At 44.2% G+C, this 26,343-nt stretch carries 24 protein-coding genes and 1 tRNA gene; all 25 read left to right on the top strand.

Annotated elements, in window-relative coordinates:
- Window positions 1-77 precede the first annotated feature (77 nt).
- Window positions 78-803, top strand: a complete 726-nt coding sequence (gene atpB / locus ACW12G_RS01270) for a F0F1 ATP synthase subunit A (protein ID WP_029510011.1) — start codon at window positions 78-80, stop codon at window positions 801-803.
- Window positions 804-933: 130 nt separating this feature from the next.
- A complete protein-coding gene (gene atpE / locus ACW12G_RS01265; protein ID WP_010001510.1) occupies window positions 934-1,161 on the top strand; it encodes a F0F1 ATP synthase subunit C in 228 nt (75 codons plus the stop codon).
- Window positions 1,162-1,187: 26 nt separating this feature from the next.
- On the top strand, window positions 1,188-1,697 hold the full coding sequence (gene atpF, locus ACW12G_RS01260; RefSeq protein ID WP_029510010.1) for a F0F1 ATP synthase subunit B: 510 nt from the start codon (window positions 1,188-1,190) through the stop codon (window positions 1,695-1,697).
- Between the two features lie 11 nt (window positions 1,698-1,708).
- Window positions 1,709-2,251 carry an ATP synthase F1 subunit delta gene (atpH, locus tag ACW12G_RS01255; RefSeq protein WP_029510009.1) on the top strand — a complete coding sequence of 181 codons (543 nt, stop codon included), beginning with the start codon at window positions 1,709-1,711 and terminating at the stop codon, window positions 2,249-2,251.
- A gap of 12 nt (window positions 2,252-2,263) precedes the next feature.
- The gene (gene atpA, locus ACW12G_RS01250; RefSeq protein ID WP_048700452.1) at window positions 2,264-3,778 is read left to right on the top strand and encodes a F0F1 ATP synthase subunit alpha; all 1,515 of its coding nucleotides are present in this window, start codon (window positions 2,264-2,266) and stop codon (window positions 3,776-3,778) included.
- 15 nt (window positions 3,779-3,793) lie between these two features.
- Entirely contained in the window at window positions 3,794-4,702 is a 909-nt protein-coding gene (locus ACW12G_RS01245; RefSeq protein WP_455647084.1) for a F0F1 ATP synthase subunit gamma, read from the top strand.
- A gap of 105 nt (window positions 4,703-4,807) precedes the next feature.
- Window positions 4,808-6,208: a F0F1 ATP synthase subunit beta gene (atpD, locus tag ACW12G_RS01240; RefSeq protein ID WP_010001517.1), complete on the top strand. Its 1,401-nt coding sequence runs from the start codon at window positions 4,808-4,810 to the stop codon at window positions 6,206-6,208.
- Window positions 6,209-6,222: 14 nt separating this feature from the next.
- Entirely contained in the window at window positions 6,223-6,663 is a 441-nt protein-coding gene (locus ACW12G_RS01235; RefSeq protein ID WP_048700448.1) for a F0F1 ATP synthase subunit epsilon, read from the top strand.
- Window positions 6,664-6,994: 331 nt separating this feature from the next.
- On the top strand, window positions 6,995-8,041 hold the full coding sequence (locus ACW12G_RS01230) for a phosphate/phosphite/phosphonate ABC transporter substrate-binding protein (protein ID WP_029510007.1): 1,047 nt from the start codon (window positions 6,995-6,997) through the stop codon (window positions 8,039-8,041).
- A 154-nt stretch (window positions 8,042-8,195) separates the two neighbouring features.
- Window positions 8,196-8,942 (top strand): phosphonate ABC transporter ATP-binding protein, encoded by a 747-nt coding sequence (gene phnC / locus ACW12G_RS01225; protein ID WP_029510006.1) that lies wholly within the window; start codon window positions 8,196-8,198, stop codon window positions 8,940-8,942.
- Window positions 8,942-9,763 (top strand): phosphonate ABC transporter, permease protein PhnE, encoded by an 822-nt coding sequence (phnE, locus tag ACW12G_RS01220; RefSeq protein WP_068851458.1) that lies wholly within the window; start codon window positions 8,942-8,944, stop codon window positions 9,761-9,763. The genes phnC and phnE (ACW12G_RS01220) overlap by 1 nt, the downstream gene beginning before the upstream one ends.
- 11 nt (window positions 9,764-9,774) lie before the next feature.
- On the top strand, window positions 9,775-10,584 hold the full coding sequence (gene phnE, locus ACW12G_RS01215; RefSeq protein WP_029510004.1) for a phosphonate ABC transporter, permease protein PhnE: 810 nt from the start codon (window positions 9,775-9,777) through the stop codon (window positions 10,582-10,584).
- Window positions 10,585-10,626: 42 nt separating this feature from the next.
- The gene (locus ACW12G_RS01210; RefSeq protein ID WP_455647083.1) at window positions 10,627-12,135 is read left to right on the top strand and encodes a bifunctional metallophosphatase/5'-nucleotidase; all 1,509 of its coding nucleotides are present in this window, start codon (window positions 10,627-10,629) and stop codon (window positions 12,133-12,135) included.
- Window positions 12,136-12,285: 150 nt separating this feature from the next.
- Window positions 12,286-12,912, top strand: a complete 627-nt coding sequence (locus ACW12G_RS01205) for a LysM peptidoglycan-binding domain-containing protein (protein WP_029510002.1) — start codon at window positions 12,286-12,288, stop codon at window positions 12,910-12,912.
- A gap of 148 nt (window positions 12,913-13,060) precedes the next feature.
- Entirely contained in the window at window positions 13,061-13,975 is a 915-nt protein-coding gene (locus ACW12G_RS01200; protein WP_455647082.1) for a hypothetical protein, read from the top strand.
- A gap of 25 nt (window positions 13,976-14,000) precedes the next feature.
- Window positions 14,001-15,248, top strand: coding sequence for an NADH-dependent flavin oxidoreductase (locus ACW12G_RS01195; protein ID WP_455647081.1), 1,248 nt, complete (start codon window positions 14,001-14,003; stop codon window positions 15,246-15,248).
- A gap of 124 nt (window positions 15,249-15,372) precedes the next feature.
- A tRNA-Glu gene (locus tag ACW12G_RS01190) sits at window positions 15,373-15,444 on the top strand.
- Window positions 15,445-15,579: 135 nt separating this feature from the next.
- Window positions 15,580-17,946 carry an RNA polymerase recycling motor HelD gene (helD, locus tag ACW12G_RS01185; protein WP_048700463.1) on the top strand — a complete coding sequence of 789 codons (2,367 nt, stop codon included), beginning with the start codon at window positions 15,580-15,582 and terminating at the stop codon, window positions 17,944-17,946.
- The gene (locus ACW12G_RS01180) at window positions 17,943-18,617 is read left to right on the top strand and encodes a type I pantothenate kinase (protein WP_455647080.1); all 675 of its coding nucleotides are present in this window, start codon (window positions 17,943-17,945) and stop codon (window positions 18,615-18,617) included. Before helD ends, ACW12G_RS01180 begins: the two co-directional genes overlap by 4 nt.
- 127 nt (window positions 18,618-18,744) lie before the next feature.
- A complete protein-coding gene (locus ACW12G_RS01175; protein WP_455647079.1) occupies window positions 18,745-20,247 on the top strand; it encodes an MDR family MFS transporter in 1,503 nt (500 codons plus the stop codon).
- 1 nt (window position 20,248) lies between these two features.
- Window positions 20,249-20,929, top strand: coding sequence for a DUF4811 domain-containing protein (locus tag ACW12G_RS01170; protein WP_048700429.1), 681 nt, complete (start codon window positions 20,249-20,251; stop codon window positions 20,927-20,929).
- A gap of 125 nt (window positions 20,930-21,054) precedes the next feature.
- Window positions 21,055-22,500 carry a glycosyltransferase gene (locus ACW12G_RS01165; protein ID WP_455647078.1) on the top strand — a complete coding sequence of 482 codons (1,446 nt, stop codon included), beginning with the start codon at window positions 21,055-21,057 and terminating at the stop codon, window positions 22,498-22,500.
- Complete coding sequence (locus ACW12G_RS01160) at window positions 22,497-23,330, top strand: glycosyltransferase (protein ID WP_455647077.1); 834 nt, start codon at window positions 22,497-22,499, stop codon at window positions 23,328-23,330. The genes ACW12G_RS01165 and ACW12G_RS01160 overlap by 4 nt, the downstream gene beginning before the upstream one ends.
- Window positions 23,331-23,410: 80 nt before the next feature.
- Window positions 23,411-24,628, top strand: coding sequence for a phosphoglycerate kinase (locus tag ACW12G_RS01155; protein WP_029509993.1), 1,218 nt, complete (start codon window positions 23,411-23,413; stop codon window positions 24,626-24,628).
- 120 nt (window positions 24,629-24,748) lie between these two features.
- Window positions 24,749-26,161, top strand: a complete 1,413-nt coding sequence (cysS, locus tag ACW12G_RS01150) for a cysteine--tRNA ligase (protein WP_455647076.1) — start codon at window positions 24,749-24,751, stop codon at window positions 26,159-26,161.
- Window positions 26,162-26,343 lie beyond the last annotated feature (182 nt).

Below are 26,343 nucleotides of genomic sequence, written 5' to 3'. Positions count from 1 at the left end.
GTATTATAGATTTATATGTTATGACGAATAGCCGTTTACGACCATTTCGCCAAATTTATTGAGAAAGGAGAAGGCGCATGGATGACCCTACGGCACCGTTTGAGTTTCTTGGACTCACGTTTGACTGGGGTACGATAATTTCAACGTTGCTGGCTATGGCAATCGTTGTGATTGTATCAATTGTGCTCACACGACAGTTGTCGATACGACCAGGTAAGCGACAGAATTTGATTGAATACTTACTTGATTTTACGAACAACATCGTGGATGGCCAATTGCCACAGAAACAGGCACGCCAATTTGGTTTGTACGCATTTACGTTGTTTTTCTTCATCATTGTGGCAAACGAAATGGGTATGCTGCTGCAATTGCAGGGTGCAAATGGGGTGACTTATGTTAAGTCCCCGACTGCGGACCCGATCGTGACGATGACGTTAGCCGTGATGACATTGATGGTAGCCCACGGTATGGGTGTCCAACAACTTGGTTTTAAGGGTTACCTTAAAAATATGTTGTTGACCCCTTATGCTTGGATGCTACCCCTTAATATCATTGAACAATTGGCTAACTTCTTAACGTTATCACTGCGTTTGTTTGGTAACATTTTCGCTGGTGAAATGTTATTGACACTCGTGGCTAAAAGCCTCGCTTGGCCGGGACACTTTAATGGGTTCTGGACAGTGTTGGCATTGCCGATTGAAATGGTCTGGCAAGGCTTTTCACTCTTTATCGGTGGAATACAGGCCTACGTATTTGTAATCTTGACTGGCGTATTTATCGCACAGTTGTCAGGTAACGAATAAATTTACGCGGTAAGAGTCGCTGCTCTTACCGAACAACACGCGGGAGCGTTTCATCTAATAAAAATAGACTGCTGTTGGCACATGACGGATATTGTCTGCTGTCGACACGATATGAATAAGGAGTAATCTCATGGATTTGCACAATCTTGGTGTAATCGCAGCGGGTATTGCAGCCGCTGGAGCCGCTATTGGTGGTGGTATTGGAAACGGTGTTTTGATTTCACAATTCTTAGCAGGTATGAGTCGTCAACCAGAACTTGAAAGCCGTTTGTTGTCTCGTATGTTCTTGGGTGTTGCGTTGGTCGAAGTTATGCCAATTTTGTCAATTGTCTTCGCCTTTATGTTGATGAGTAAGTAATCATATAGAATGAGTGGAGGAAAATCATGTTTGGTTTAACAACCTTAGCAGCACATCAATTGCCACTCGGTAATATGCTGTTTATTATCATTTCATTCCTCGTGCTGATGGTTATTTTGAAGAAGGTGGCTTACGGGCCGTTGACTAAAGTACTTGACGAACGTGCTGCGAAAATTTCGTCGGACATTGATAGTGCGGAAAAAGCACGTCAAGAAGCCGAAAAATTAGCTGCACAACGGCAAAGTGAATTAGCTGATACGCGTCAACAGGCAACCAAGGTTGTTGCTGACGCCAAAGCTAGCGCACAAAAGCAAAGTGAAGCATTACTTGCTGCTGCTTCTGAACGTGCAACTTTAATTAATCAGCAAGCGCAAACAGATGCTGAGAAGCTCAAGGAAGACGCGATTTCTAACGCAAAAGACGATGTAGCAGCGCTCTCAGTAGCGATTGCTTCAAAGCTGATGCAAAAGGAACTCTCGTTAGATGATCAACAAGCATTAATTGATGCTTACATTTCAGATTTAGAAACTAAATAAGGAGTATTGGGATGGCAAAAAATCTTAAAGATGTCGCTAACCAATACGCTAAAGCAATTTTTGACTTGTCTAGTGACCATCAAATAGTTGATGAAACACTAGCAGATTTACGTGCGATTAAGGCCGTGCTTGCAGACAGCCCAGATTTTATTCAAGCTGCAACATCAAATGATGTTGACGCACAGGTCCGTGATAATTTGTTACAGACGTTGACACAAGGCGCAGTTGAACCCGTGCAAAATTTGGTGAAACTATTAGCACGTAATCAACGTCTTAACGTATTGCCCTTAGTGGTTGATGCGTTTAATCAGTATTATAACGAGGCCAACGGCATCGTGGATGTGACAGCAACAACAGCTGTGGCATTGGACGACGCGCGTTTATCAAAATTAGCCAATGTCTTTGCTGCTAAAACTGGCGCAAAGCAGGTTAATCTGACAAATGTTGTGGATACCACAATTCTTGGTGGGGTGATTTTGAAGTCACAGTCAACCTTGATTGATGGTAGTCTACAAACAAAAATTGCCAAAATGAAGGCACAATTATTAGGTTAGTGAGGAAGAATAATGGCGATTCAAGCTGAAGAAATTTCTGCTTTAATTAAGCAACAGCTCGAAAAGTTCGACACAACGCTAACTGTAGAAGAAGTGGGAACTGTTACTTATATTGGTGACGGTGTGGCCCGTGCAACTGGCTTGGCCAATGTTATGGCTGGTGAATTGCTCGAATTTGCTAATGGCACGTTCGGTATGGCCCAAAACCTCGAATCAAGTGAAGTCGGAATCATCATTCTTGGTGATTATGACGATATTCGCGAAGGTGATACAGTTAAGCGTACTGGCCGCATCATGGAAGTACCGGTCGGCGAACAATTAATTGGGCGTGTTGTGAACGCGTTGGGACAACCCATTGATGGTATGGGTGAAATCAAGACAGATAAGACACGTCCGGTTGAAGTTAAAGCACCAGGTGTCATGGAACGTAAGTCTGTCTCTGAACCATTACAGACAGGGATTAAAGCAATTGATGCCCTTGTACCAATTGGTCGAGGCCAACGTGAATTGATTATCGGTGACCGTAAGACAGGTAAGACGTCTTTGGCCATGGATACAATTTTGAATCAAAAAGATCAAGACATGATCGTGATTTATGTGGCGATCGGACAAAAAGATTCAACGGTGCGTACACAAGTTGAAACATTACGTCAACTTGGGGCGATGGATTATACCATTGTCGTGAATGCTGGTCCTTCAGAACCAGCACCAATGCTGTATTTGGCCCCTTATGTTGGTGCAGCAATGGGTGAAGAATTCATGTATAACGGCAAGAACGTGTTGATTGTGTATGATGATCTATCAAAGCAAGCCACGGCTTACCGTGAACTGTCACTGATTCTACGTCGGCCACCAGGTCGTGAAGCCTATCCAGGTGATGTCTTCTATTTGCACTCACGTTTGCTAGAACGTGCAGCCAAGTTGTCAGATGAACTGGGTGGTGGTTCAATGACAGCCTTGCCAATTATTGAAACACAAGCTGGCGATGTTTCTGCTTATATTCCAACTAACGTGATTTCAATCACGGATGGTCAAATTTTCTTGGATGCTGAACAATTCTATGCTGGTGTACGACCAGCCATTGATGCGGGAACTTCTGTGTCACGTGTTGGTGGTGATGCGCAAATTAAGGCGATGAAGAAGGTTGCCGGCACATTGCGTTTGGACTTGGCATCATTCCGAGAACTTGAAAGCTTTGCGCAATTCGGTTCTGATTTGGATGCGGCAACACAAGCTAAGTTGGCGCGTGGTCGTCGGACGGTTGAAGTTTTGAAGCAACCATTGCACCATCCAATGCCGGTTGAACAACAAGTGTTGGTGTTGTATGCTTTGACACATGGTTATTTGGATGACGTGGCGATTGCAGATATTCAACGTTTCCAAGATGAATTGATTGCTTATGTCTCAGCCAATGCAGACGATATCTTTAAGACAATTGTTGCAACAAAGGACTTGCCAGATGAAGCTGTTATGAATTCAGCAATTGAAGCCTTTAAGGCTGGTTTTGCTGGTTCAGCAGCAGAATAATAGGAGGACGCTGCAATGGCTTCTTTGCAAGATATTCAGCGTCGTATCTCATCCACAAAAAAGACGCGGCAAATTACGAGTGCCATGCAAATGGTCTCAACAGCTAAACTCAACCAAATTCAACGTTACAGTGTGGGCTATCAAGCCTACGCTGCACGGTTAGAGGCGGTTGTCGAACATTTAGTATCAGCGAACTTGTTTCGTAATGCTGATGCTAAGCACATTCCACTCATTGCACAACGTCCAATTAAGAAGACTGGGATTCTTGTGGTAACCTCTGATCGTGGATTGGTGGGTTCTTATAACGCTAATATCATTAAACAAACCAACGCCTTGTTGGCGCGTTTAGGTTTGGACCAAAACAACACGGTGATTTTGGCAGTTGGTGGTAATGGGGCTGATTTCTATAAAAAGCGTGGCTTCAACGTGATCTTAGAGCATCGTGGTGTGTCTGATATCCCATCATTTAATGAAATTCGTTCGGTCGTTAGAACGGTGACAAGCTTGTATGAAACAGAAGTGTTTGATGCTTTGCATGTCGTGTACAATCACTTTGTAAACCGTTTGACGAGTGAATATCGTGATGTCCAGCTCTTACCTTTGACCGGTGATACGTTGGATGCGATGGGTGGCACAGATGCTGCGAAAGCAGAGTTAGACGTTCAAAGTGCGTATGAAATTGAACCAGATACGACGGCTGTCTTAAACGTAGTGTTACCGCAATTTGCACAGAGTCTCGTGTATGAGGCTGTTCTGGATGCGAAGACGGCTGAACATGCAGCTTCATCGACAGCGATGAAGAGTGCTACTGATAACGCCAAAGACCTTATCAGTGGTTTGGAGTTGCAGTTTAACCGTGCGCGTCAGGCAGCAATTACGACAGAAATTACAGAAATTACAGGTGGTATGGCAGCGCTTGAGTAAGGTGCGACCAACTGTAACCATTAATCAAATTAAACGCTGCGTGTTTGCAGTGATGTGTGGCACAAATTTAAAGATGTCATATGCTAAATTGAAAGGAAAACGACAATGAGTACTGGAAAAGTCGTACAAGTGATTGGTCCGGTCGTCGATGTTGCGTTTGAACCAGGAGATGTCATCCCTGAAATCAATAACGCGCTCAAAATCGATAAGGGCAATGGTCAAACTTTGACAGTTGAAGTATCATTGGCACTGGGCGACGGTGTGGTTCGTACCATTGCGATGGACTCAACTGATGGCCTCCAACGCGGTATGTCAGTAACGGATACTGGCGCTGCAATTCAAGTGCCAGTTGGGGATGCGACATTGGGTCGTGTGTTCAATGTTTTGGGTGAACCAGTGGACAATAATGGTCCGGTGGCGCCTGATACACCACGTCATTCAATCCATCGTGCTGCACCTAAGTATGATGAATTGGCAAGTTCAACAGAAATTTTGGAAACTGGGATTAAGGTGATTGATTTGTTAGCACCTTATATCCGTGGTGGAAAAATTGGGTTGTTCGGTGGTGCCGGTGTTGGTAAGACGGTGCTAATTCAAGAATTGATTCATAATATTGCACAAGGCCACAATGGTATTTCTGTCTTTACGGGTGTCGGTGAACGCACACGTGAAGGTAACGATATGTATCATGAAATGGCTGAATCAGGTGTTTTGAGCCAAACAGCCATGGTTTATGGTCAAATGAACGAACCACCAGGTGCGCGTATGCGTGTTGCGTTAACTGGTTTGACAATGGCAGAAAGCTTCCGTGATAACGAAGGTAAGGATGTGTTGTTGTTTATCGATAACATTTTCCGCTTTACGCAAGCTGGTTCTGAAGTGTCAGCCTTGCTTGGTCGTATTCCTTCAGCCGTTGGTTATCAGCCAACGTTGGCCACAGAAATGGGTCAATTGCAAGAACGAATCACGTCAACCAAGAAGGGTTCTGTCACATCTATTCAAGCCGTTTATGTGCCTGCCGATGATTATACGGATCCGGCACCAGCTACAACATTTGCGCACTTGGATGCCACAACGAACTTGGAACGTTCCCTAACACAACAAGGTATTTATCCAGCCGTGGATCCATTGGCGTCAACTTCTTCAGCGCTTGACCCACAAGTTGTTGGTCAAGAACACTATGAAGTAGCGACAGAAGTACAACGGACTTTGCAACGCTATCGTGAATTGCAAGACATTATTTCAATTTTGGGAATGGATGAATTGTCAGACGAAGAAAAGACAACGGTTAACCGTGCACGTCGTATCCAATTCTTCTTGTCACAACCATTCTCAGTTGCGGAAACATTCACTGGTATTAAGGGTGAATATGTCCCTGTTTCAGAAACAGTGCGTTCATTTAAGGAAATCTTGGCCGGTAAGTATGATGACTTGCCAGAAGATGCTTTCCGTAACGTTGGTGTGATTGAACAAGTTGTTGAAAAAGCCAAGACAATGGCCCAATAAGGGGGTATTGAGAGATGGCAGATGAAAAGACCGCAACAGGCATTACAGTCCAAATTGTGACCCCTGTTGGTGAAGTATATAATGAACCAAACGTAGATTTGGCCATTGTGAATACACAAGGCGGCCAAATTGGTGTCATGAAAAAGCATGTGCCGTTACTCGCTGCGCTAACCATTGATGAATTAATCATCAAAAAAGGCGATCAACGTGAAGTTTTAGCGGTGAATGGTGGTATTGCGGAATTTTCAAATGACCTGTTAACAGTTGTTGCTGACAGTGCTGAAACTTCTGACACCATTGATGTGTCTCGGGCGCAGAATGCCAAAGAACGTGCGGAAGCACGTATTGCGCATGCCCAAGATGATAAAAATGATGCCGAATTGGCACGAGCGCGGGTTGCCTTAATGCGTGCCGTTAACCGTATCCATGTGGCGGCGGTCAAGCAAGGCAAGTAATGTGTTGTAAGATAAAGCATGAAAAACCGAACAGTAATGTTCGGTTTTTTTGTGTCTTTTTAAATGTTAGACGTTGTTCAAAATACAAACGTTCGGATTGAGTGCTATATTTTGGTTTAATGTTCATGACGTGCCGGATGTTTCATTTTAAAATGAGGAGATTATAATTTGAAATCAGAATTACTGCCATGTTTTTCTGCTATATTGTAAAGAACGCAAATATACACCATCTTTACGCAACTAGGCCGTGTTTTTTGACACAGCTTCTGTATGCTGAAGACAGTCATATTTGAGACACAAATTGCACGATGGGTATAAGGAGAGAAATACCATGAGTAAGAATGCGAAAACGCTCGCAGGGATCGCTGTTGTTGTGATAATTGCAATTGCAGCCTATTTTGGTTTCACACATACAGGGTCAAAGTCAACGTCAGAAAAGACGATTCAAGACCTCAAGGTTTACTTTGTGCCATCAAAGCAACCAGATCAAATCATTACCATGACCAAGCCGTTAAAAGGTTTGCTGATTGAGCAATTGAAAAAGGAAGGTTATGACGTTAAAAACGTTGATATCAAAGTTGGGACAAGTTACGAAGCAGCTGGGGAAGCCTTGACTTCAGGAACGGCTGATGTCGGCTTCATTCCTGGGGGAACTTATGTCATGTACCAAGATGGTGCGCAAGCGTTGTTGACTGCAACACGCGCTGGTCTGAACAAGGATTCTGCTGATGCAGCTAAGTGGAATGATGGCAAGCCAACCGAGAAGACAGATAAGCAAGTGTCAACGTACCGGTCAATTTTGATTGCTGGGCCATCAGCTAAGGGACAAGAGTTGGCCAAAAAAGTCAATGCTGGTGAAAAGTTGACCTGGGATGATTTGAATTCAGCCAAGTGGGGCTTGTCATCAACGACGTCATCAGCAGGTTACATTTATCCATCACTCTGGTTGGATAAGCGCTATGGTAAAACGGTTGCGGATTTGAAAAATACCGTGACAGTTGATTCATACGGCTCAGGTATGGCACGTTTGGCTGCTGGTCAAATTGATATTTTGCCAGCTTATGCCGATGCCCGTAGTGACTTTGCGAAAATGTGGACAACAGATTACCAACAACCAAAATCAATCTGGGCCGAGACAAACGTCATCGGTGTGTCACAAAACATTTATAATGATACAATTTCTGTTTCAAAGAAGTCAAAGATTATGACACCGGCATTTCAAAAGGCTTTGTCACAAGCTTTCATTAATTTAGCTAAGACGCCTGAAGGTAAAAAAGTGATTGCCATTTACTCACATGAAGGTTATGTGCCAGCGAAGTCATCAAACTATGATGGCGAACGCGCTGCCCAAAAGTTGCTGAAATCAACACAAAAGTAAACACACAAGATAAGGCGGCGCTGATAATAGCGTCATCAGTCAAAGTGTTAGAACAGTGAGTGGCTATCATAGAAAAGCAGCGCAATTTTGCGCCGCTTTTCTTGCGTTAGAACAGCAAGACTGGCGCACGGCACAGAAAATGAGGACGGCAAAAATGATCAAATTTGAACATGTCTCAAAAACCTATCCCAATGGGGTTAAGGGGCTACAAGATATTAATTTAGAAATTCAAGACGGTGAGTTTATTGGCATTATTGGGATGTCAGGGGCAGGAAAGTCGACGCTGATTCGGACGATCAATCGCTTGAATAATATTACCGAAGGCCAACTCACAGTTGATGGGATTGAAATTTCGACTTTGAAAGGCCAAGCCTTGCGACAATACCGGCGCAAAGTGGGGATGATTTTCCAATCGTATAATCTCGTGCCACGTATCTCAGTTCTCAAAAATGTGATGAGTTCGTTGGTGCCGGATATGCCATTTTGGCGCGTGTTGTTTGGGGTATTTTCCAAAACAGAAAAGATTCGCGCACTAGAGGCACTAGATCGGATGTCAATGTTAGATAAAGCATTCGTGCGGACTGATCAATTGTCTGGTGGTCAACAACAACGGGTGTCATTAGCGCGGACATTAACGCAAAATCCAAGCGTCCTACTGGCTGATGAACCCGTGGCAGCGTTAGATCCGGTGACGGCGCACGAAGTCATGGATGACTTTAAGCGGATCAACCAAGAATTAGGCCAAACGGTGCTGATTAACATTCATCACGTTGACTTAGCCTTAGAATATACGCAGCGTATTATCGGTATTCGTGCGGGGCAAATTGTTTATGATGGCCCAGCTAGCGGCATCAATCAAGCCACCCTGGACTTAATCTACAGTAAAGATGAGGGACAGTAATGGGCTGGTATGATAAATTATTTGAAGCCGAAAGCTATCAGTTAGCTAATGGTAAAGTGGTCTCACAAAAATTTACGCGATTGCCACTCATTATCGTGTTATTGCTAATTGGTATTAGTATCTCGGTGTGGGTAACTGGGTTTAGTTTGGTCACCTTAGTGACCAATTTTGTCGGTTTTTGGCAAATTCTGGCGAGCATGTGGCCGCCTAATTTGGCCTATTTTTCACAAGTGTGGCCACCGTTGTTGGTCACGATTCAAATGTCATTTTTTGGCTCGTTTTTTGGGGCAGCGTTGGCTTTGCCGTTTGCAATTTTAGCGGCGCACAACGTGATGAATCATCGACTAGTCAATTTAGTGGTGCGTTTTATTTTAACCGTTGTGCGAACGATTCCGACATTGGTGGCCGCTTTGATTGCGACTTATATTTTCGGGTTGGGCACCTTTGCCGGAACCGTGGCGATTTTCCTTTTTAGTTTCTCATTTGTCGGGAAACAATTATTTGAATATATTGAAACGGTGAATATGGGGGCCTATGAAGCGTTAATCGCTACTGGTGCCAGTGCACCGCGGGCGTTTGTGACCACCATCTTGCCACAAATTTTACCGACTTATTTATCAACGTCGTTATTTGCGTTTGAAGGTAATGTGCGTTATGCCGCTATTTTAGGCTATGTTGGCGCTGGTGGTATTGGCATGATTTTGAACGAAAAAATTGGCTGGCGGGAATTTCAAAGTGTGGGCATGATTTTGCTAGCAATCTTTGTCGCTGTGATTGTGATTGAGATGGTTAGTCAACAATTACGTCGCTATTTGAGTTAAGGAGAGAGCAGATGAATCAAAAATTAACGTCAGTTCTCAATCAAGCACCACGCCGTGGCCGTCAATATACCCTGATTGCGCTGGTATTGCTTGTTTTGGTTGGGTTATCGTCACCGGCATTAAAGGGGGCAGATATTACCGCTAAAGGTTTTGACATTGGTCAGAGTATTTTAACGGGGCTTGTCACACCAGATACACAATTGCTGTTTGGCTTAGGTGACAGTGGGGTGGCCTACTTAATTTTGCAAACGATTGCTATTGCGTTTCTTGGCACTTTGGTTGGGGCAGTGATTGCGGTGCCGCTATCATTTGTATCAGCGACGAATATTGTGCCGCGACCAGTTGTGATTGTGACCCGTTTTATCATTATGGCCATTCGGACCATTCCGTCATTAGTTTATGGTTTGATGTTTATTCGTGTCACGGGGCCTGGGCCATTTGCTGGGGTCATGACATTGGCGGTGGTTTCAATTGGAATGATTTCGAAGTTGTTTATTGAAACAATTGAGGATTTGGATCCTGGTATTTTAGAATCGTTGGATGCGTTTGGGTCAACTTTTTTCCAGAAAATTCGCTATGGTGTCTTACCACAATTGGGGCCAGATTTTATTTCGATTTTAGTGTATCGGTTTGATATGAATTTACGGGAAGCGACTATTTTAGGGCTTGTCGGCGCTGGTGGTATTGGAGCGCCAATGATTTTTGCCTTGAGTGCGTATCATTGGCATCAAGTGGGCGCTATTTTAATCGGACTCTTCATTTTGGTCTTTGTCGTGGAAATTTTGTCGGACAAATTACGACAAAAAATTTTACGGGGCTAGGACACCTAGACGACCAAGGTCGTCTTTTTTTAGGAGGAGACAATGAAACAATTTAAACTGTATTATACATCTGACGTCCATGGCTATTTACTTCCAACGGACTACATACAAGCAGGTGCGCAGCCGTTAGGCTTAGCCAATGCGGCCACTCATTTTCAAAAAGATGCCCAAACGCTTATTATTGATGGCGGCGATATGTTTCAAGGCTCACCAATGTTGCAATATTTACAACAACAGCCGGCACAAGATGCCGTGACGACGGCCATGAATCTGGCGGGTTACGATTATGTGACCCTAGGAAATCATGATTTTAATTTTGGTTATGATGCCCTCCAGCAACATTTAGCGCGTCTGGATGCGACGGTGATTGCCGAAAATGTGACGGATTTGAACGGCCACACTCTGTACCCCGCACAAATTAAAACGCTAGGGGATGGGACACGGATTGGGTTAATGGGCTTAGTTACGGATTATATCAATATTTGGGAACAACCAGCCCATTTAAATGGCATTAAAATTACCGCACCATTGCATCAGGCCCAACAAACCGTTGCTTACTTGCGGGCACATGCTGATGTGGTGATTGGGCTTTATCATGGGGGGTATGAACGCGATTTGGCCACTGGTCAATTACTGAGTGACACGACAGAAAATATAGCGTGGGCATTAACGCAAGCGCTTGATTTAGACATCTTAATCACCGCGCACCAGCATGGTGACGTGCAGCCGCAAGTGATCAATGGGGTGTTAACGCTACAACTACCCAATCAAGCGAAAAAATTTGCAGTGGTAACAGGTCAAAAGCATCAAGACCAATGGGAGTTTGCTGCTGAAACGAAACCAGTTGGTGACATCGCCCGCCCAGACATCGTTACAGCCCTCGCGCCGTTACAACAACAAGTTGAGGCGTGGCTGGACCAACCGGTTGCGACATTAAATGCGCCAGTACCACCGGCAGCACCCTTACAATTAGCGCAATTTGGTCATCCTATTTTGCAATGGCTTGCTGCCGTGCAACTCGCCGCTTCGCAAGCTGATGTGACACTTGTGAGTTTAAACAACAATCCGATGAGTTTACCGGCCAACGTCACGTTACGACAAATTTTGCAAAACTATCCCTTTGATAACACCTTAGTCACTAAGCGAGTCACGGGTCGCGCGTTGCGGGCTAGTTTAGAACATACCGCAGACTACTTTATATTAGAAGAAAACGGCCAGTTGGCGATCAATCCAGCTTGGCTTCAGCCTAAAGTTGAACACTATAACTATGATTTGGTGTATGGGTTGCAATACACGTTTGATGTCACGCAACCAGTTGGGCAACGGGTGACTGCCATGCGTTTTAACGGACAAGCGGTCCAGGACGAGGATACCTTAACCGTTGCCATGAATAGTTATCGTGCTGTTGGTGGTGGCAATTATGCGGCTTATCAACAGGCACCAACTGTTTTTAGTGATGATCGGGCCGTACAAGAATTGCTAACGGCCTATTTTAAAACGCATCAGCAGCTCCCAACCGCCCCAAAACTCGCCTTCAACCTGAAATATTGAACAAATTGGATTGTTAAAGTTTAGTAAATAACAGTGCGTAATATAACTGACATCATCTCGATGTTTGCTTATTATATTTAAAGCATAGAATACTCTACGTAACATATCGTAAGAAAAACTTAAATCAATCCAATAAGAGGTATATATTTCATGCTTAGTTTTAAAAAGACATTAACAGTTGCTGCTGGTGTAGCCAGCGCATTTGCTTTCGGTGCATCACATGCTAGCGCCGACACAACAGATTCACAAAACCGCCCAACAGACTATGTTGTTAAGGCTGGCGACACATTGAACAAGTTGTCAAGTGAATACAACACAACAGTTGAAGATATCGCTGCTAAGAACAACATCACTGATGTGAACTTGATTTTTGTTGGTCAACATTTGACTTTTGCTGAAGCAGCTGCGTCACAAGCAACTGCTGCCCCAGCACAAGCACCAGTTGCTCAAGCACCAGCAGCACCTGTTGCCGCACCGGTACAACAAGCGCCAGTACAACAAGCGCCAGCAGCAGCGCCTGTTCGCCAAGCTGCACCACAAGTATCATCTTCAGCGGCTTTGAACGCTTTGATTGCGCGCGAATCTGGTGGTAACGTGCATGCACGTAACGGTCAATACTATGGTATCGGTCAATTGTCAGCACAAGCACGTGCCGTTTACGGTGGTAACTCAGCTGACTATAACGACCAATTGAACGCCATGAAGGCTTATATTGCAGCACGTTATGGTACAGCCGAAAACGCTTGGGCACACTCACAAGCAACTGGTTGGTATTAAAATTTAGTGTGAATACGCCCGAATTTATACGTTAAAAGATCACTACGGTGATCTTTTTTTGTTGCCATTTTGGCTGAACTTGTTTGACACCTTTTTAGCAAGTCGGTATACCTGTATCAACGCAAGAGGGCCTTTGGGGAGGGGAACGATGACAATGTTAGAGAGCCAATACTATAATCAGGCATTAAAGTTTTTTGTGCATGAAAAACGGGTGCCGGTTAAGCGTATTTTAACGGAAGCCAATATTTCACGTAGTCGTTTTTATGCTTATCTTAACGGCGCGGGTGATTTGGGGATGACGCGGTTGTTATCCATTCTCAATGTATTACACGTTAATTTGACTGATTTTTTGATGTATGCCCGTGTCTTACAAGAAGAAGCTTGCCAAACAATAGGCAAAAAGCCGACACAGCAAGGTTTGTCACGATCAGAACAATTACAAATAGCTGCACAAGTCGCGACCCAAGTGCATGATTATGCACCGTTGGTGCAGGTTTTGCGTCAAATACAGCAAACCTTTGATTATGACGAAGAACGGGCACAAATTCAGCCGTTGTTACCACTGATAACCGGTATTTTGTGTGCCTCAACGTACCGTACAGCAACTGAACTCGCGCTTTTTTTAGTGGTGATACCACATTTAACTTATGACCAACTACAAATGAATTTTCCTAAAGCCCAAGCGGCACTAACGCAGCGACTGGCAGATAGTCATGACGTAGCACCGTATTTGACGAATTTTCTAGTTGAAATGCAATACAAAATGTTGATGGCAGCCCTGCAACAGCAAGATATGACCACAAGTATGCAACTTGTGGCACAAATTACGACCGTTTCAACTGATGCATTGGCTTGGCATGCTCAATTCATTAAAAAAATTGTCACTGTGATTCAAGCTATTTTACAAGATCAGACCGCCACAGCCAAAATGCTGTACAGTAAATTAATTGAGCTGGTTTATTTTATTCAACCAGCAGACCAATGGTTCAATTATGAAAAGTTACTGTACCATGATTTTGACCATTTCGAAAAAGCAATTCTCGTCACTAACGCCGTACGATAATTGCTTTTTCTTGTATAATAGACTTATGCAAATAAATTATGATTTTTTAGACAACTATACCTTTAAAAATAAAGCGATGACGGTGCGTAACCGCGTGGTGATGGCACCAACGACATTACGCTCGTCACTAGAAGATGGTAGTGTATCAGATAATGAATTGCATTTTTATCAATTACGTGCACAAGGGCCGGGGATGATTGTGACCGAAGTGGCTTATGTGAACGAATTAGGCCGCGGTTGGGAGGGCGGCCTTTCAGCGGCGCATGATGACAATATTCCTGGTTTGCGCCGCTTAGCAAGTGCGATTCAATCTGGTGGTGCGAAGGCCATTTTACAAATTTTTTCTGCTGGTCGCCAATCGACAAGTGCGATTTTACGTGGCGAAACCCCTGTTTCGGCTTCAGCGCAGCCTTATCCAAAAGGTGATCACGAAACACCACGGGCATTAACGCATGATGAAATTGTGCAAACGATTGATGATTTTGCACAGGCCACACGGCGTGCTATCTTAGCAGGTTTTGATGGCGTCGAGTTGCATGGGGCGAACTTATATTTGATGCAACAGTTTTTTTCACCAGATAGTAACCGACGGGATGATATTTGGGGTGGCTCGTTAGAAAAACGTGAGCGTTTTGGCTTAGCCGTGACGGCTAAAGTGGCGCAAACGATTGATAAATATGCTGATCGGCCGTTTTTGTTAGGATACCGACAATCGCCGGAAGAACCGATGACACCAGGGATTACGCTAGCTGATTCGTTAGCATTTGCTCAAAAAATTGCAGCAGTGCCGATAGACTATTTACATTTATCATTGAAAGATGCGTTTCAAACACCGTTTAAAGATAAAACAGACACGGCCATGATTATTTCACACTACAAGCAGGCATTACCAGCAGACTTTCCGATCATGGTGGCTGGGCTATTGAAGCAACCAGAACAAGTTGAACGTTTGATGGATGAAGGAGTGACGTTTGCCGCCTTAGGCCGTGAATTGATTGTGGAACCAAACTGGGTACAAAAGGTGGCGCAACATGATATACAAGCCATTCGGTATGCGGTTTCACCAGCTGATTTTGAGTTGTTAGGAGTGCCAAAGCCATTAGAAAAGTGGTTACTGACACGCTTTAGAAATGGTTTGCCCATTACAACTGATCCGGAGTTTGATCCCAAAGTTCCATGGCAATACTATAAGCATAACGTTGCGAACGCGCCACGGCCAGTTGAGCCAACCCAACTCTTAACGATGAAGCCAAAAGCGTCACAATCTGAATAAACCAATGTGAGGGCAATTAATTTGTAAAAATTGATGACATTTTTTGATAAAAAGTGTTGACGGCGTTTTGATTTCTTGCTATACTAATATAGTTGTTTGATACAGATCAAACATCACTGACCATGGCTCGTTGGTCAAGTGGCTAAGACGCTGCCCTTTCACGGCGGAATCGAGAGTTCGATTCTCTCACGAGCTATATCAAGTCGCAACTTCGGTTGCGGCTTTTTATGTGTCCAAAAGCACTGACCAATTGTTGGTTGGTGCTTTTTTGTGTTCTGGCTGGATAAAGCGTATAATTAAAGCACTGAATTTGAAGAGAGCGAGACGGATTTTGGCCAACGAAATTAAAACTGATGAAACAAAATACTTGAACAAAACGCTAACAGCAATGAACAAAGCATTGCAGACCACTGAGGCTGAAATTAAACGGACAAATAAAAACATTAACAGTGTTGCCCAGAATTGGGGGGATGTTCGTCTAAAGACGGACACTTATTCTGGAATTGTCGAGACAGCCGCCTCAATTCGGCAACAGCAACAAATGCTTTCCGAACGAGAAAATTCTAAGACGCGGGCAGAACAACGTTTTGCCACGTTGACGAAGCAAATTGAGCGGCCGTACTTTGCGCGGATTGATTTTAGCGAGTCAGCAAGTGATTCTGGCGAAGCCGAAACGATTTATATTGGTCTTGGGTCATTTAGTGATGAAGACCATAAGTTTTTAGTGTATGATTGGCGTGCGCCAGTGGCTTCGATTTACTATGATGGCGGCATTGGTGACGTCTCTTATCTGACACCAGATGGTACCCAACAAGCAAACGTGACGTTGAAACGACAATTCCAGATTGAAGATGGTGTGATTGTCACACTCTTTGACACAGAGGAAGCGATTGGGGATGCGATGTTGATGAATGCCTTATCAGGTGAATCATCAACTAAAATGAAGTCCATCGTGACAACGATTCAAAAAGAACAAAATAAAATCATTCGTAACACGGCTGCCGACTTGTTATTTGTCCAAGGTGCTGCCGGATCGGGGAAAACGGCGGCTGTCTTGCAGCGCGTTGCTTATTTGTTGTACCGTTACCGCGGTAAATTGACATCTGGGCAAGTGGTGTTATTTAGTCCGAACCAATTGTTTAATGACTATATTGATAATGTTTTGCCAGAACTTGGGGAGCAAAATATGGTCCAGATGACATTTTATCAGTATGCGTCACGCCGTTTACCAAAGATTGCGGTGGAAACCCTGCAAGAACGCTTTGAATATGATCACACCTCTGCTGCAATCAACTTAGCGAAGGGGAGTTTGGCGATGTTTGACGCAGTTACTGCGTATGCTGAACATTTGAACCGTGCCGATATGCGTATTCGTAATATTATGTTCCGCGGTGAACCATTGGTAACGAAAGAACGCATTGCCGAAATTTATTACCAATATAACGACAACTATAAGTTGGGCCAACGGTTAGAAGCAACACGGGACAGTCTCATGCGGCTATTAAGTGCGCGAATTGGGACGGAAATGCGCAAAGACTGGGTTGAACTTGAAATTGAAAACCTCTCTAAGCAAGAATATGACGAATTAGTTGGTGCCGGCCGTGTCCGGATGGGCGATGATCAAGAGCAAGATGCGGCTGCAAAAACACGCTTAGCACAGCTGGGTGAAGGCCCTAAAGAACGCGAGTTTGCGAGTGAAAAAGCGGAACGCCAATTCTTGTCACGACAAATTGTAACGCGTGCCTTAAAGCCATTAGCACGTCAAATTCGACGGGGTAGCTTTTTGAATATCAATGCGCAATTTGTTGATTTCTTACGTCATGCTCATGAGTATATTGACTTGTCAAAATTTGGGGTATCCATGGCGGACTGGACAGCTCATGTTGACAGTGTGATCGATGCCCTAAAAAATAAGCAATTATCATTAATTGACACGACCATTTACCTGTATCTTTATGATTTGATTACCGGAAAAAATGGGGAACGTGATATTCGCTTCTTATTTATTGATGAAATACAAGATTACACGCCTTTCCAACTGGCCTTTTTGAAGTTTAGCTTCCCACGCGCAAAATTCACGGTGCTAGGTGATTTGAATCAAGCGATCTTTACCAAAGATAATGCCACAACGTTACAACAAGACTTTGCGACCTTATTTGATCCAGATCGCGTTGAAACGGTTAAATTGACCCAAACGTATCGGTCAACTCAGCAAATTACTGACTTTACCAAGCACATTTTGCGAGGTGGTGAGGATATTGATGCCTTTAACCGTGCAGGAAATAAGCCAGAATTATACGTGTTACCTGATGAGGAGGCGATGCTGGCACAACTCCGTCAACGGTTAGCAGTAGATGCTGAGCAGAAAACATCGACGGCCATTATCACCAAAACACTGGAAGATGCCCAAAACTTGGCGCGTCAATTGGGTGATCGTTCGGTGACGTTGATTCAATCTGAAAATCAGCGACTGGCACAAGGGGCTATTATTGTGCCGTCTTACTTGGCTAAAGGATTGGAATTTGATTCAGTGGTGATTTGGCATGCGGATAATACCCGTTATGGGGATAATTCAGAACGCCGTCTGTTATATACGGTAGCGAGCCGTGCGATGCACGAATTGACGATGCTAGCGCAAGACCAGGCCACGGTTTTGTTGGATGATGTGCCGGCAGACCTCTATGAGGTTAAGGCATGAACACCTTAGTACAAGCGATTCAACAACGCTATCAGGGTGACTTCATGACAGTGGGGATTACCGGATCGGTGGCGGTTGGGAAAAGTACGTTTGCGGCCAATTTGGCTGAGGCATTAGCCGTTAACGTCGCTGTTGTTAGCACGGATGATTTTTTGATGTCTAACGCGACGCTCATGGCGCAAGGCTTGTTTGATCAAAAGGGCTTCCCGCAAACGTATGGGTTGGACAAAATGGCACAGATGATTGCGGCTTTTAAAGCTGGTCAATCGACCGTTACAATACCGCTTTATCGCCAAGATATTGCAGATATTGATGCCCAAGTCCAGCAAACGATTTCGCGTCCAGATATTTTAATTATTGAAGGTGTTGTCGCGCTGCAATTGGCAGCCCTTGATTTTAAAATTTATCTCGATGCATCATTATCGGATATTAAATCTTGGTATTTGTCGCGAACATTGGCCATGACGGCGCAAGCGCAAGACGATCCGACCTCATGGCGGTATCAATTTGCCCAAATGCCGGTTGCTGAATTATCTGAATTAGCGATGACCACCTGGGATGAAACGAATCAAGTCAATCTGGATCGCTATATTTTACCCACACAACAACAGGCTGATGCTGTTGTCAGTCTGGATTCGGAACATCAGATTCGCCATATAACAATAAAATGATTGTAATTAATTGTCAACTTTGTTGACAATTTTTTTAGTTAGCGGTAAGATATTCTACATGATCGAATGGATCATTCGTTTAGAAAACGCTAGTTAATGTGATGATGATCAAAAAAAGGAGTTATATATGAGTGAAAAAATTCTCGACGTGCATGGCAAACCCGTCAATCGTATGGCGATGATGATGGTCTTGCTTGTCGGTGTGTTCTCAGTTATGCTGATGCAAACAGCGTTAGGGACTGCGTTACCTGCGTTAATGACCGCTTTTAACGTGAATGCCTCAACCGTCCAATGGTTAACAACCATTTTCTTGATGGCAAACGGTATTATGGTGCCAGTTTCAGCTTACTTGACAACACGCGTCCCAACGAAGGCTTTGTACCTTTCGTCTTTGGGACTATTTACTATCGGGACCTTGGTGGCTTTTGTGACGCCAACTAATGCTTTTTGGCTGTTGATGGTGGCCCGTGTCTTGCAAGCCATGGCGGTTGGTATCTTGATGCCTTTAATGCAGGTGGTGTCGCTATCATTATTTGATGCAGAATCACGTGGTAAAGCCATGGGACTTGGTGGCTTGGTTATCGGTATGGCACCAGCCATCGGACCAACGTTATCTGGTTGGATTCTTGAAGAGGATCATACGTTATTGGGCGTCACATTAGTGAGTTCTTGGCGTTCTATCTTTGGTGTGGTACTGCCAGTGGTGATTGTGATTATGATTGCGTCATGCTTCATTTTCCATGATGTCTTACCAACGCAAAAGGTGACGTTGAATGTGCGCTCATTAATTGAATCAACCTTTGGTTTTGGGTTGGTTTTGTATGGCTTTGCGATGGTTGCCTCAAATGGTTGGGGCAGTGCACAAGTCATTGTGCCATTAGTTATTGGCTTTTTGACCGTGATCGAATTTATCTGGCATCAATCAAAAATGGACAAGCCGTTTTTGGATATGTCCGTCTTTAAATCAAAGCAGTTCACGATTACAACAATCTTGGTATCACTTGCCATGATGGCCATGATCGGTGTGGAAATGGTTTTGCCAATTTACATGCAAAACATCCGTGGCTTAACGCCACTGCATTCTGGTTTGATCTTGTTACCAGGTGCCTTGATGATGGGTATTGTGTCACCAATTGCTGGGGCATTTTACGATAAACATGGCGCCAAGCGTTTAGCGATTACCGGCTTTACGATCCTGATTATTGGGACAGTACCATTGGTTTATTTAACGGCTGATACCCCAACGCTTTACATCACCGCACTCTATACATTGCGTATGTTTGGTATTGCCATGACCATGATGCCATTAACGGCGTCAGCGATGGGTGCCTTGTCACCACAAACAGCTGCCCAAGGGACAGCTGCAAACAATACCATGCGTCAAGTGGCGTCTTCTTTGGGAACAGCGGTGTTGGCTTCAGTGATGCAATCGGTCACACAAAATCACATGCCAGCAGCCACTATGAAGGGCGCAGACCCATTGTTGTTTGGTAAGAAAGCCTTGGATGCTACGCTAACTGGTTTCCACGCCTCATTCTTCCTAGCTGCAGGCTTTGCGATTGTTGCCATCTTAATCGCGTTCTTCCTACACAGTGGTAAGGTCAATACACCGGCAAAGGAGGCAGCATAAGATGATTATCATTATTCTGGCAGTATTTGCCGTTCTAGCCTTTTGGGCAAATATGACGATTAAGTCAACTGTGACACGTTATGTGACGGTAACCGTCATGTTTATCGGTTTGACTTTGAGTGTTATTGCGATTGTTGCCAACATGCATAGCCATTTTGGTATGAAAACAGTGGTGACAACGACTAAAACTGAAATTTACTCAGCAGGTTCACCGCAACAACAATTTGGGGTACTTTTGTATCAAAGTGTTGGGACTGCGGGTAAAGAAAATGTTTATATTTACAAGGCTTCACCGGACGCCAAGAAAACGACACTGGCAAAACCGGATTTGAAGACGACCTCTCAGCGTGTCGCCGTTGCTGGCGATAAGGCTTACAAAATTGTGCAAACAACGCGTTATGTCTACCGTAACAACACTTACAAGTTCTTGTTTGGTTGGGCAGATAATAATCACCAGTTGAAGCACAAGCATGTGATTTATCAAGTGCCGGCAACTTGGATTGCGATGACGCCTGATCAGGCGAAGTCATTGGCTGCCAAGATGGCACCTAAGACACCAGAAGAACAAGCTGGTGCTGCGGCCAAGCAAGCGGAATTAGCTGCTTTGGCCAAGATAGACCCAGATCGGGCCGCCCGCGCACAAGTTGATCAGATTAAACAAGTGTTGCAAATTACACAATAAGCACAAATAAAAGCGACAACTTCGACTTTAGAGGTTGTCGCTTTTATGCTATGATAATGAAAATAATGGGCTAGTGTACCGATATGGTACGGGTCACAGTCAGCGACAGGAGGGTGAATTTACGCATGTATTTTTTTGTCAATCAAGGCATTGGCCATAGCAATAGTGGTGTCGAACATGCCCAGTTTTATCGTGCGGCCCGTTTTCGTGAACAAGGCTTGCCGTTTAAGTTGGTGTTTACTGACCATTTACCACAGTTACACCAACATATGTCAGAATGGCAACTGGCTGAACATGAAGTTATTGGACTTTATGACTATTTGTTAAGTGATGACCCAGATGATTATCTACAACAGGGGACGCGTCAGCCACAGGTCTATTATGAAGAATCGCTTTGGGATACTGAGCAAACACAACGACTACTGTTTAGACAAGCCACTGGTCGGTATACAGAAACGATCCAACGCCGAAAGCGTCGGACACGAGACAGTGAGTATGTTGTGGTTGATGATCGCGTGATTCTTGAAAATCAGCAACATCGTGTAACTTGGCATTATCAATATGATGGCGAAAATGGTAAGCGTCCTGTCAATATCCATGTCGATAACTTTCGCGGTCAGCACTACTTATTCACAACGCAGGAAGAGTTGCTCACCTTTTTCTTTGCAGAACTGCAGCGTTATTTTACCCAAAATGTTTATTTCGTTGATCGTGGTGTCTCACATGAAGCAGCCTTAATTAGATTGAAGCAGGCCGGTTCGCCATTGCAGCTGGGGGTGGTCATTCATGCGGCGCATTTTGTTGGTTTTGTTAACGGCCATCCACTTTGGAATACTTATTATCAATACTTATTTGATCATTTAGCTGTCGTCGATGTCATTATTGTCTCAACGCATCAGCAACGGGAGGATATTCTATCGCAATTACAAACGCTAGGCGTGTCGGATGTTGCTGATAAAATCGTGGTGATACCAGTTGGTGGGGTGCCGGACATTGCGCCGGTGCGTCATTGGCAAGGGCCCACGGCCAAATTTGTCACCGCAGCACGTTTACACGTCGAAAAGAATTTAACGCATGTCATAATGGCCGTCAAACAATTACGTGATGCGGGGATGCCCCTAACTTTAGCAATTTATGGTGTGGGACAAGAATATGCCCCCTTAGCACAATTCATCCAAACGCATCAGTTAGCAGATGTCGTGACGCTAAAAGGGTTGAGTCAGGATATGTTAGCGGACATGCAGCAGTATGATGCGTTTGTTTCTGCTTCTTATTCCGAAGGTTTTGGGCTGGCCTACCTAGAAGCGATGAGTTTAGGACTGCCAATTGCAACTTATGCGAATCGCTATGGGGCACAAACTTTAGTGCGTGACGGCGAGAACGGCTATTTGGCGGCCTTTGAGCCACAAACCACGGCTGAAGCACAGAACATCACACATTTGGCTGCGGCCATGCGCCGCATTTTTGATAACTATGATGCGTTATCGCGTGGTGCTAGTCGACAATCACGTGCATTTCTCAATGCTGATATTGCCAGGCAGTGGGGGCGTTTAGTGGAGGCTTTGAGATGAGGATTGAAATGATTAATGCCTTAACTTATAGTGATGCACCAGGCGTTGCTTGGCAAATTGAGCGGGTACGTACAGGGAAAAGTGACGCTTTGTGGCTGGCAACACCGCATGAAGACGCGGTTCATCTTGTGAAAAAATTAGGACTGTTGCCAGAGCAAGTTTATGATATGTATGCGCAACGGTACTTAACGGCTATTGATGACACGACGGGTATTTGGTGGACGGATTTTCCGGTACCAGCTGATGCGCAATTTTTGATTTATAGTGATTGGACCAAACATATTGTGAGTCACGGTTATGATCGTGCGCGGGTGCGTTGGTTTAATGATGCGCAACGGTTTGTCCAAGCGGTGATTTGGCTAGATTTAGCGGGTAAAATAGACTATAAAGAAATCTATCAGCGTAATGGGGCGTTATTTGCCAAACAATATTTTAGTGCGGGTGAGTTGCAACAATCCGATTTTTATTTTGGCAAACAAACTGTTCAGGTGCGTGATTTTTACTTTGAAGAGCACCGTAATTTTGTGTATGCGTATGATCAAAAATATGCGTCTGCTGCTAGTTATTTAGCTGCGGTGTGCCATCGTTGGCCACAGGCACAATTTAATGTGACGCAGTTAGATCGCACATTGGCGTTTGTCCCAAAACAGACGACATTAACACTGGTAGATGGGGTACTAGATGCCAAAGGGCGTTTACGGGCACAATTAGCAGATATTTTACGTGATGATACTCATCCAGTGACCACGATACGGGTGGCAGAACAGGACTACCAAGCACTGCAAGTCCTAGGATTACCGTTGCAAAAAGTCCAAGTCGTCACAATTTGAATACCTTTTCACATATCCCAACACAACGTTGGGATTTTGTTCTATAATAGGTATGTAAGAATAAAATTTTGGAGGCTATCATGGCTAAATTGACTGTTTCAGATTTGGAACTTTCAGGTAAGAAAGTATTGATGCGCGTTGACTTCAACGTGCCAATCAAGGCAGGCGTTATCGGAAACGATAACCGTATTGTGGCAGCGTTGCCAACAATCAAGTACGTACTTGAGCATGGTGGACGTGCGATCTTGTTCTCACACTTGGGTCGTATCAAGTCTGAAGACGATAAGAAGGATTTGTCATTGGCACCAGTTGCTAAGCGTTTGGGTGAATTGTTGGGTCAAGAAGTGAAGTTTGTCCCACAAACACGCGGTGCTGAACTTGAAGCTGCTGTTGCAGATTTAAAGGATGGCGAAGTTTTGATGGTTGAAAATACACGTTTTGAAGACGTTGCAGACGGCCAAGAAACAAAGCATGAATCAAAGAACAATGATGAACTTGGTAAGTACTGGGCATCATTGGGTGATGATATCTTCGTCAACGATGCCTTTGGTACAGCACACCGTGCCCACGCCTCAAACGTTGGTATTTCAGCAAATGTGTCACAAGCAGCAGCTGGCTTCTTGATGGAAAAGGAAATCAAGTTCTTGGGTGACGCTGTGGCAAACCCAGTGCGTCCGTTTGTTGCCATTATTGGTGGTGCCAAGGTTTCAGATAAGATTGAAATCGTCAAGTCATTGCTTGAAAAGGCCGACAAGGTAATTGTTGGTGGTGGGATGGCCTATACTTTTGATGCTGCAAAGGGTTACAAGATTGGCAACTCATTGTTTGAAGCAGATAAGGTTGAATTGGCTAAGGAATTGATGGCAGAAGCTGGCGACAAGCTTGTTTTGCCAGTTGATTCAGTTGCCGCTGATGCTTTCTCAAATGATGCCAAGACAGAAGTTGTTGATGCAGCAGCTGGTATCCCTGATGGTTACATGGGACTAGACATTGGACCAAAGTCAGTGAAGTTGTTCCAAGACACATTGGATGGTGCTAAGACAGTTGTTTGGAACGGCCCAATGGGTGTCTTTGAAATGCCTAACTTTGCTAAGGGAACTTTGGCTATTGCCGAAGAATTAGTGAAGGTCACTGAAAACGGTGGTACAACAATTGTTGGTGGTGGTGATTCAACTGCAGCCGTACAACAATTAGGTGTTGCTGACCAATTGTCACACATCTCAACTGGTGGTGGTGCTTCATTGGAATACCTTGAAGGTAAGGAATTGCCAGGAATTGCCGCAATTACAGAAAAGTAAACGTTAAAACAGCCAAACGGCTGTTTTTTTAGTTGGTTTTGATCAGGTCGGCTTCGGATAATTTTGACGATGTCATGTATAATAGGACTAACGAAGTCAACTAAGATTTAGGAGTGTCGTATGATTCAGGTTTATAATACATTGTCTCGAGAAAAAGAAGTTTTCAAACCGCTAACACCGGGTAAAGTGAGTATGTATGTCTGCGGACCGACAGTGTATAACTACATCCATATTGGCAATGCGCGATCAGCGATTGCTTTTGATGTGATTCGTCGTTACTTTGAATATCGCGGTTACACTGTCAAGTATGTATCGAATTTTACCGACGTGGACGATAAAATTATCAAGCGCGCACGCGAAGAAGGCGTTGATGAAATGACGATTGCCAACAAATATGCTGATGCTTTTCATGCCGATACGTTGCCACTTAATATTAAGCCTGCAACGATTCGGTCGCGCGCAACTGAAGTGATTCCTGATATCATCACCTTTGTACAAGATTTAATTGATAAAGGGTATGCGTATGAATCAGCGGGGGATGTTTATTTCCGTGCCAAGCAATTCAAGGGCTATGGTATTTTGGCCCATCAAGACTTAACCGAAATGACTGCTAATGCTGCTGGCCGTTTAGATGATGACGAACAAACCCGTAAAGAAGATCCGATTGACTTTGCGGTTTGGAAAGCTAGTCGTGATGCCGATGAAATTGCTTGGGCATCGCCTTGGGGCAATGGTCGGCCAGGTTGGCACATTGAGTGCTCAGTCATGTCACAAAAATATTTGGGCAAAACGATTGATGTCCATGGTGGCGGCATTGATTTGGCGTTTCCACATCATACAAATGAAATTGCCCAATCAGAGGCGCGGACGGGCCGAAAATTTGTGAATTATTGGCTACATAACGGCTTTGTGAATGTTGATAATGAAAAGATGTCCAAGTCATTAGGGAACTTTACCACCCTGCATGATATGTTGACGGATTACGATGACCCGATGGCAATTCGCTATTTACTTGCCACAACACATTATCGGCGGCCAATTAACTATGCGCCGGACACATTGGCACAGGCACGTGCTGCGCTAGAACGGATCCGGACAGGATACCGTAATTTACAATTCCGCTTAGCAGATGCTGTCCCTGGTCAAGATACGGTGCTAGAAACAACCATCCAACAACAGGTCGAAGCCTTTGAGATAGCGATGGATGATGACTTTAATGTACCCAATGCCGTAGCTGCAATTTTTGAGTTGATTACATTAGCAAATACGTATGCAGAAGCGACAACTGTTTACGATGGTACGGTGACAAAACTATTAACGACAATTGAGACGCTAATGGGTGTTTTGGGAATTGATGGGTTATCAGGAGCGTCGGATCTGACAGCTGAACAACGCCGCTTGATTGATTCCCGTGCCATTGCGCGGACGTCACAAGATTACCAAACATCAGATGAGCTACGCGAGCAACTTAAGACATTAGGTATTATCATAGAAGATACACCACAAGGGCAGCGATGGCATCGCGCCAAGTAAAACCGCTTTGGCGGTTTTTTTATTAGTCAACGTTTATACAAAGACAAACTTAGAGATAGTTTTATTAGTTTATACTGGATAAAAAGCGAACGAAGAAAGCGACAAAAATGGTAAGAAAGGGATAAAACGAACGTGTAAAAAAGAAGTAAAAAAGGGGTTGACGCAGGGGGATAAAGGCGGTA

The sequence above is a fragment of the Leuconostoc sp. genome, assembly GCF_965300815.1.
The sequence above is the reverse complement of the archived record's forward strand: the minus strand, read 5'-3'. Positions and strand labels throughout refer to the sequence as shown.

What these genes read in the sequence shown, in the direction of transcription:
- atpB (WP_029510011.1), top strand. Translation starts at nt 78, where the DNA reads ATGGATGACCCTACGGCACCGTTTGAGTTTCTTGGACTCACGTTTGAC.
- atpE (WP_010001510.1), top strand. Translation starts at nt 934, where the DNA reads ATGGATTTGCACAATCTTGGTGTAATCGCAGCGGGTATTGCAGCCGCT.
- atpF (WP_029510010.1), top strand. Translation starts at nt 1,188, where the DNA reads ATGTTTGGTTTAACAACCTTAGCAGCACATCAATTGCCACTCGGTAAT.
- atpH (WP_029510009.1), top strand. Translation starts at nt 1,709, where the DNA reads ATGGCAAAAAATCTTAAAGATGTCGCTAACCAATACGCTAAAGCAATT.
- atpA (WP_048700452.1), top strand. Translation starts at nt 2,264, where the DNA reads ATGGCGATTCAAGCTGAAGAAATTTCTGCTTTAATTAAGCAACAGCTC.
- ACW12G_RS01245 (WP_455647084.1), top strand. Translation starts at nt 3,794, where the DNA reads ATGGCTTCTTTGCAAGATATTCAGCGTCGTATCTCATCCACAAAAAAG.
- atpD (WP_010001517.1), top strand. Translation starts at nt 4,808, where the DNA reads ATGAGTACTGGAAAAGTCGTACAAGTGATTGGTCCGGTCGTCGATGTT.
- ACW12G_RS01235 (WP_048700448.1), top strand. Translation starts at nt 6,223, where the DNA reads ATGGCAGATGAAAAGACCGCAACAGGCATTACAGTCCAAATTGTGACC.
- ACW12G_RS01230 (WP_029510007.1), top strand. Translation starts at nt 6,995, where the DNA reads ATGAGTAAGAATGCGAAAACGCTCGCAGGGATCGCTGTTGTTGTGATA.
- phnC (WP_029510006.1), top strand. Translation starts at nt 8,196, where the DNA reads ATGATCAAATTTGAACATGTCTCAAAAACCTATCCCAATGGGGTTAAG.
- phnE (WP_068851458.1), top strand. Translation starts at nt 8,942, where the DNA reads ATGGGCTGGTATGATAAATTATTTGAAGCCGAAAGCTATCAGTTAGCT.
- phnE (WP_029510004.1), top strand. Translation starts at nt 9,775, where the DNA reads ATGAATCAAAAATTAACGTCAGTTCTCAATCAAGCACCACGCCGTGGC.
- ACW12G_RS01210 (WP_455647083.1), top strand. Translation starts at nt 10,627, where the DNA reads ATGAAACAATTTAAACTGTATTATACATCTGACGTCCATGGCTATTTA.
- ACW12G_RS01205 (WP_029510002.1), top strand. Translation starts at nt 12,286, where the DNA reads ATGCTTAGTTTTAAAAAGACATTAACAGTTGCTGCTGGTGTAGCCAGC.
- ACW12G_RS01200 (WP_455647082.1), top strand. Translation starts at nt 13,061, where the DNA reads ATGACAATGTTAGAGAGCCAATACTATAATCAGGCATTAAAGTTTTTT.
- ACW12G_RS01195 (WP_455647081.1), top strand. Translation starts at nt 14,001, where the DNA reads ATGCAAATAAATTATGATTTTTTAGACAACTATACCTTTAAAAATAAA.
- ACW12G_RS01180 (WP_455647080.1), top strand. Translation starts at nt 17,943, where the DNA reads ATGAACACCTTAGTACAAGCGATTCAACAACGCTATCAGGGTGACTTC.
- ACW12G_RS01175 (WP_455647079.1), top strand. Translation starts at nt 18,745, where the DNA reads ATGAGTGAAAAAATTCTCGACGTGCATGGCAAACCCGTCAATCGTATG.
- ACW12G_RS01170 (WP_048700429.1), top strand. Translation starts at nt 20,249, where the DNA reads ATGATTATCATTATTCTGGCAGTATTTGCCGTTCTAGCCTTTTGGGCA.
- ACW12G_RS01165 (WP_455647078.1), top strand. Translation starts at nt 21,055, where the DNA reads ATGTATTTTTTTGTCAATCAAGGCATTGGCCATAGCAATAGTGGTGTC.
- ACW12G_RS01160 (WP_455647077.1), top strand. Translation starts at nt 22,497, where the DNA reads ATGAGGATTGAAATGATTAATGCCTTAACTTATAGTGATGCACCAGGC.
- ACW12G_RS01155 (WP_029509993.1), top strand. Translation starts at nt 23,411, where the DNA reads ATGGCTAAATTGACTGTTTCAGATTTGGAACTTTCAGGTAAGAAAGTA.
- cysS (WP_455647076.1), top strand. Translation starts at nt 24,749, where the DNA reads ATGATTCAGGTTTATAATACATTGTCTCGAGAAAAAGAAGTTTTCAAA.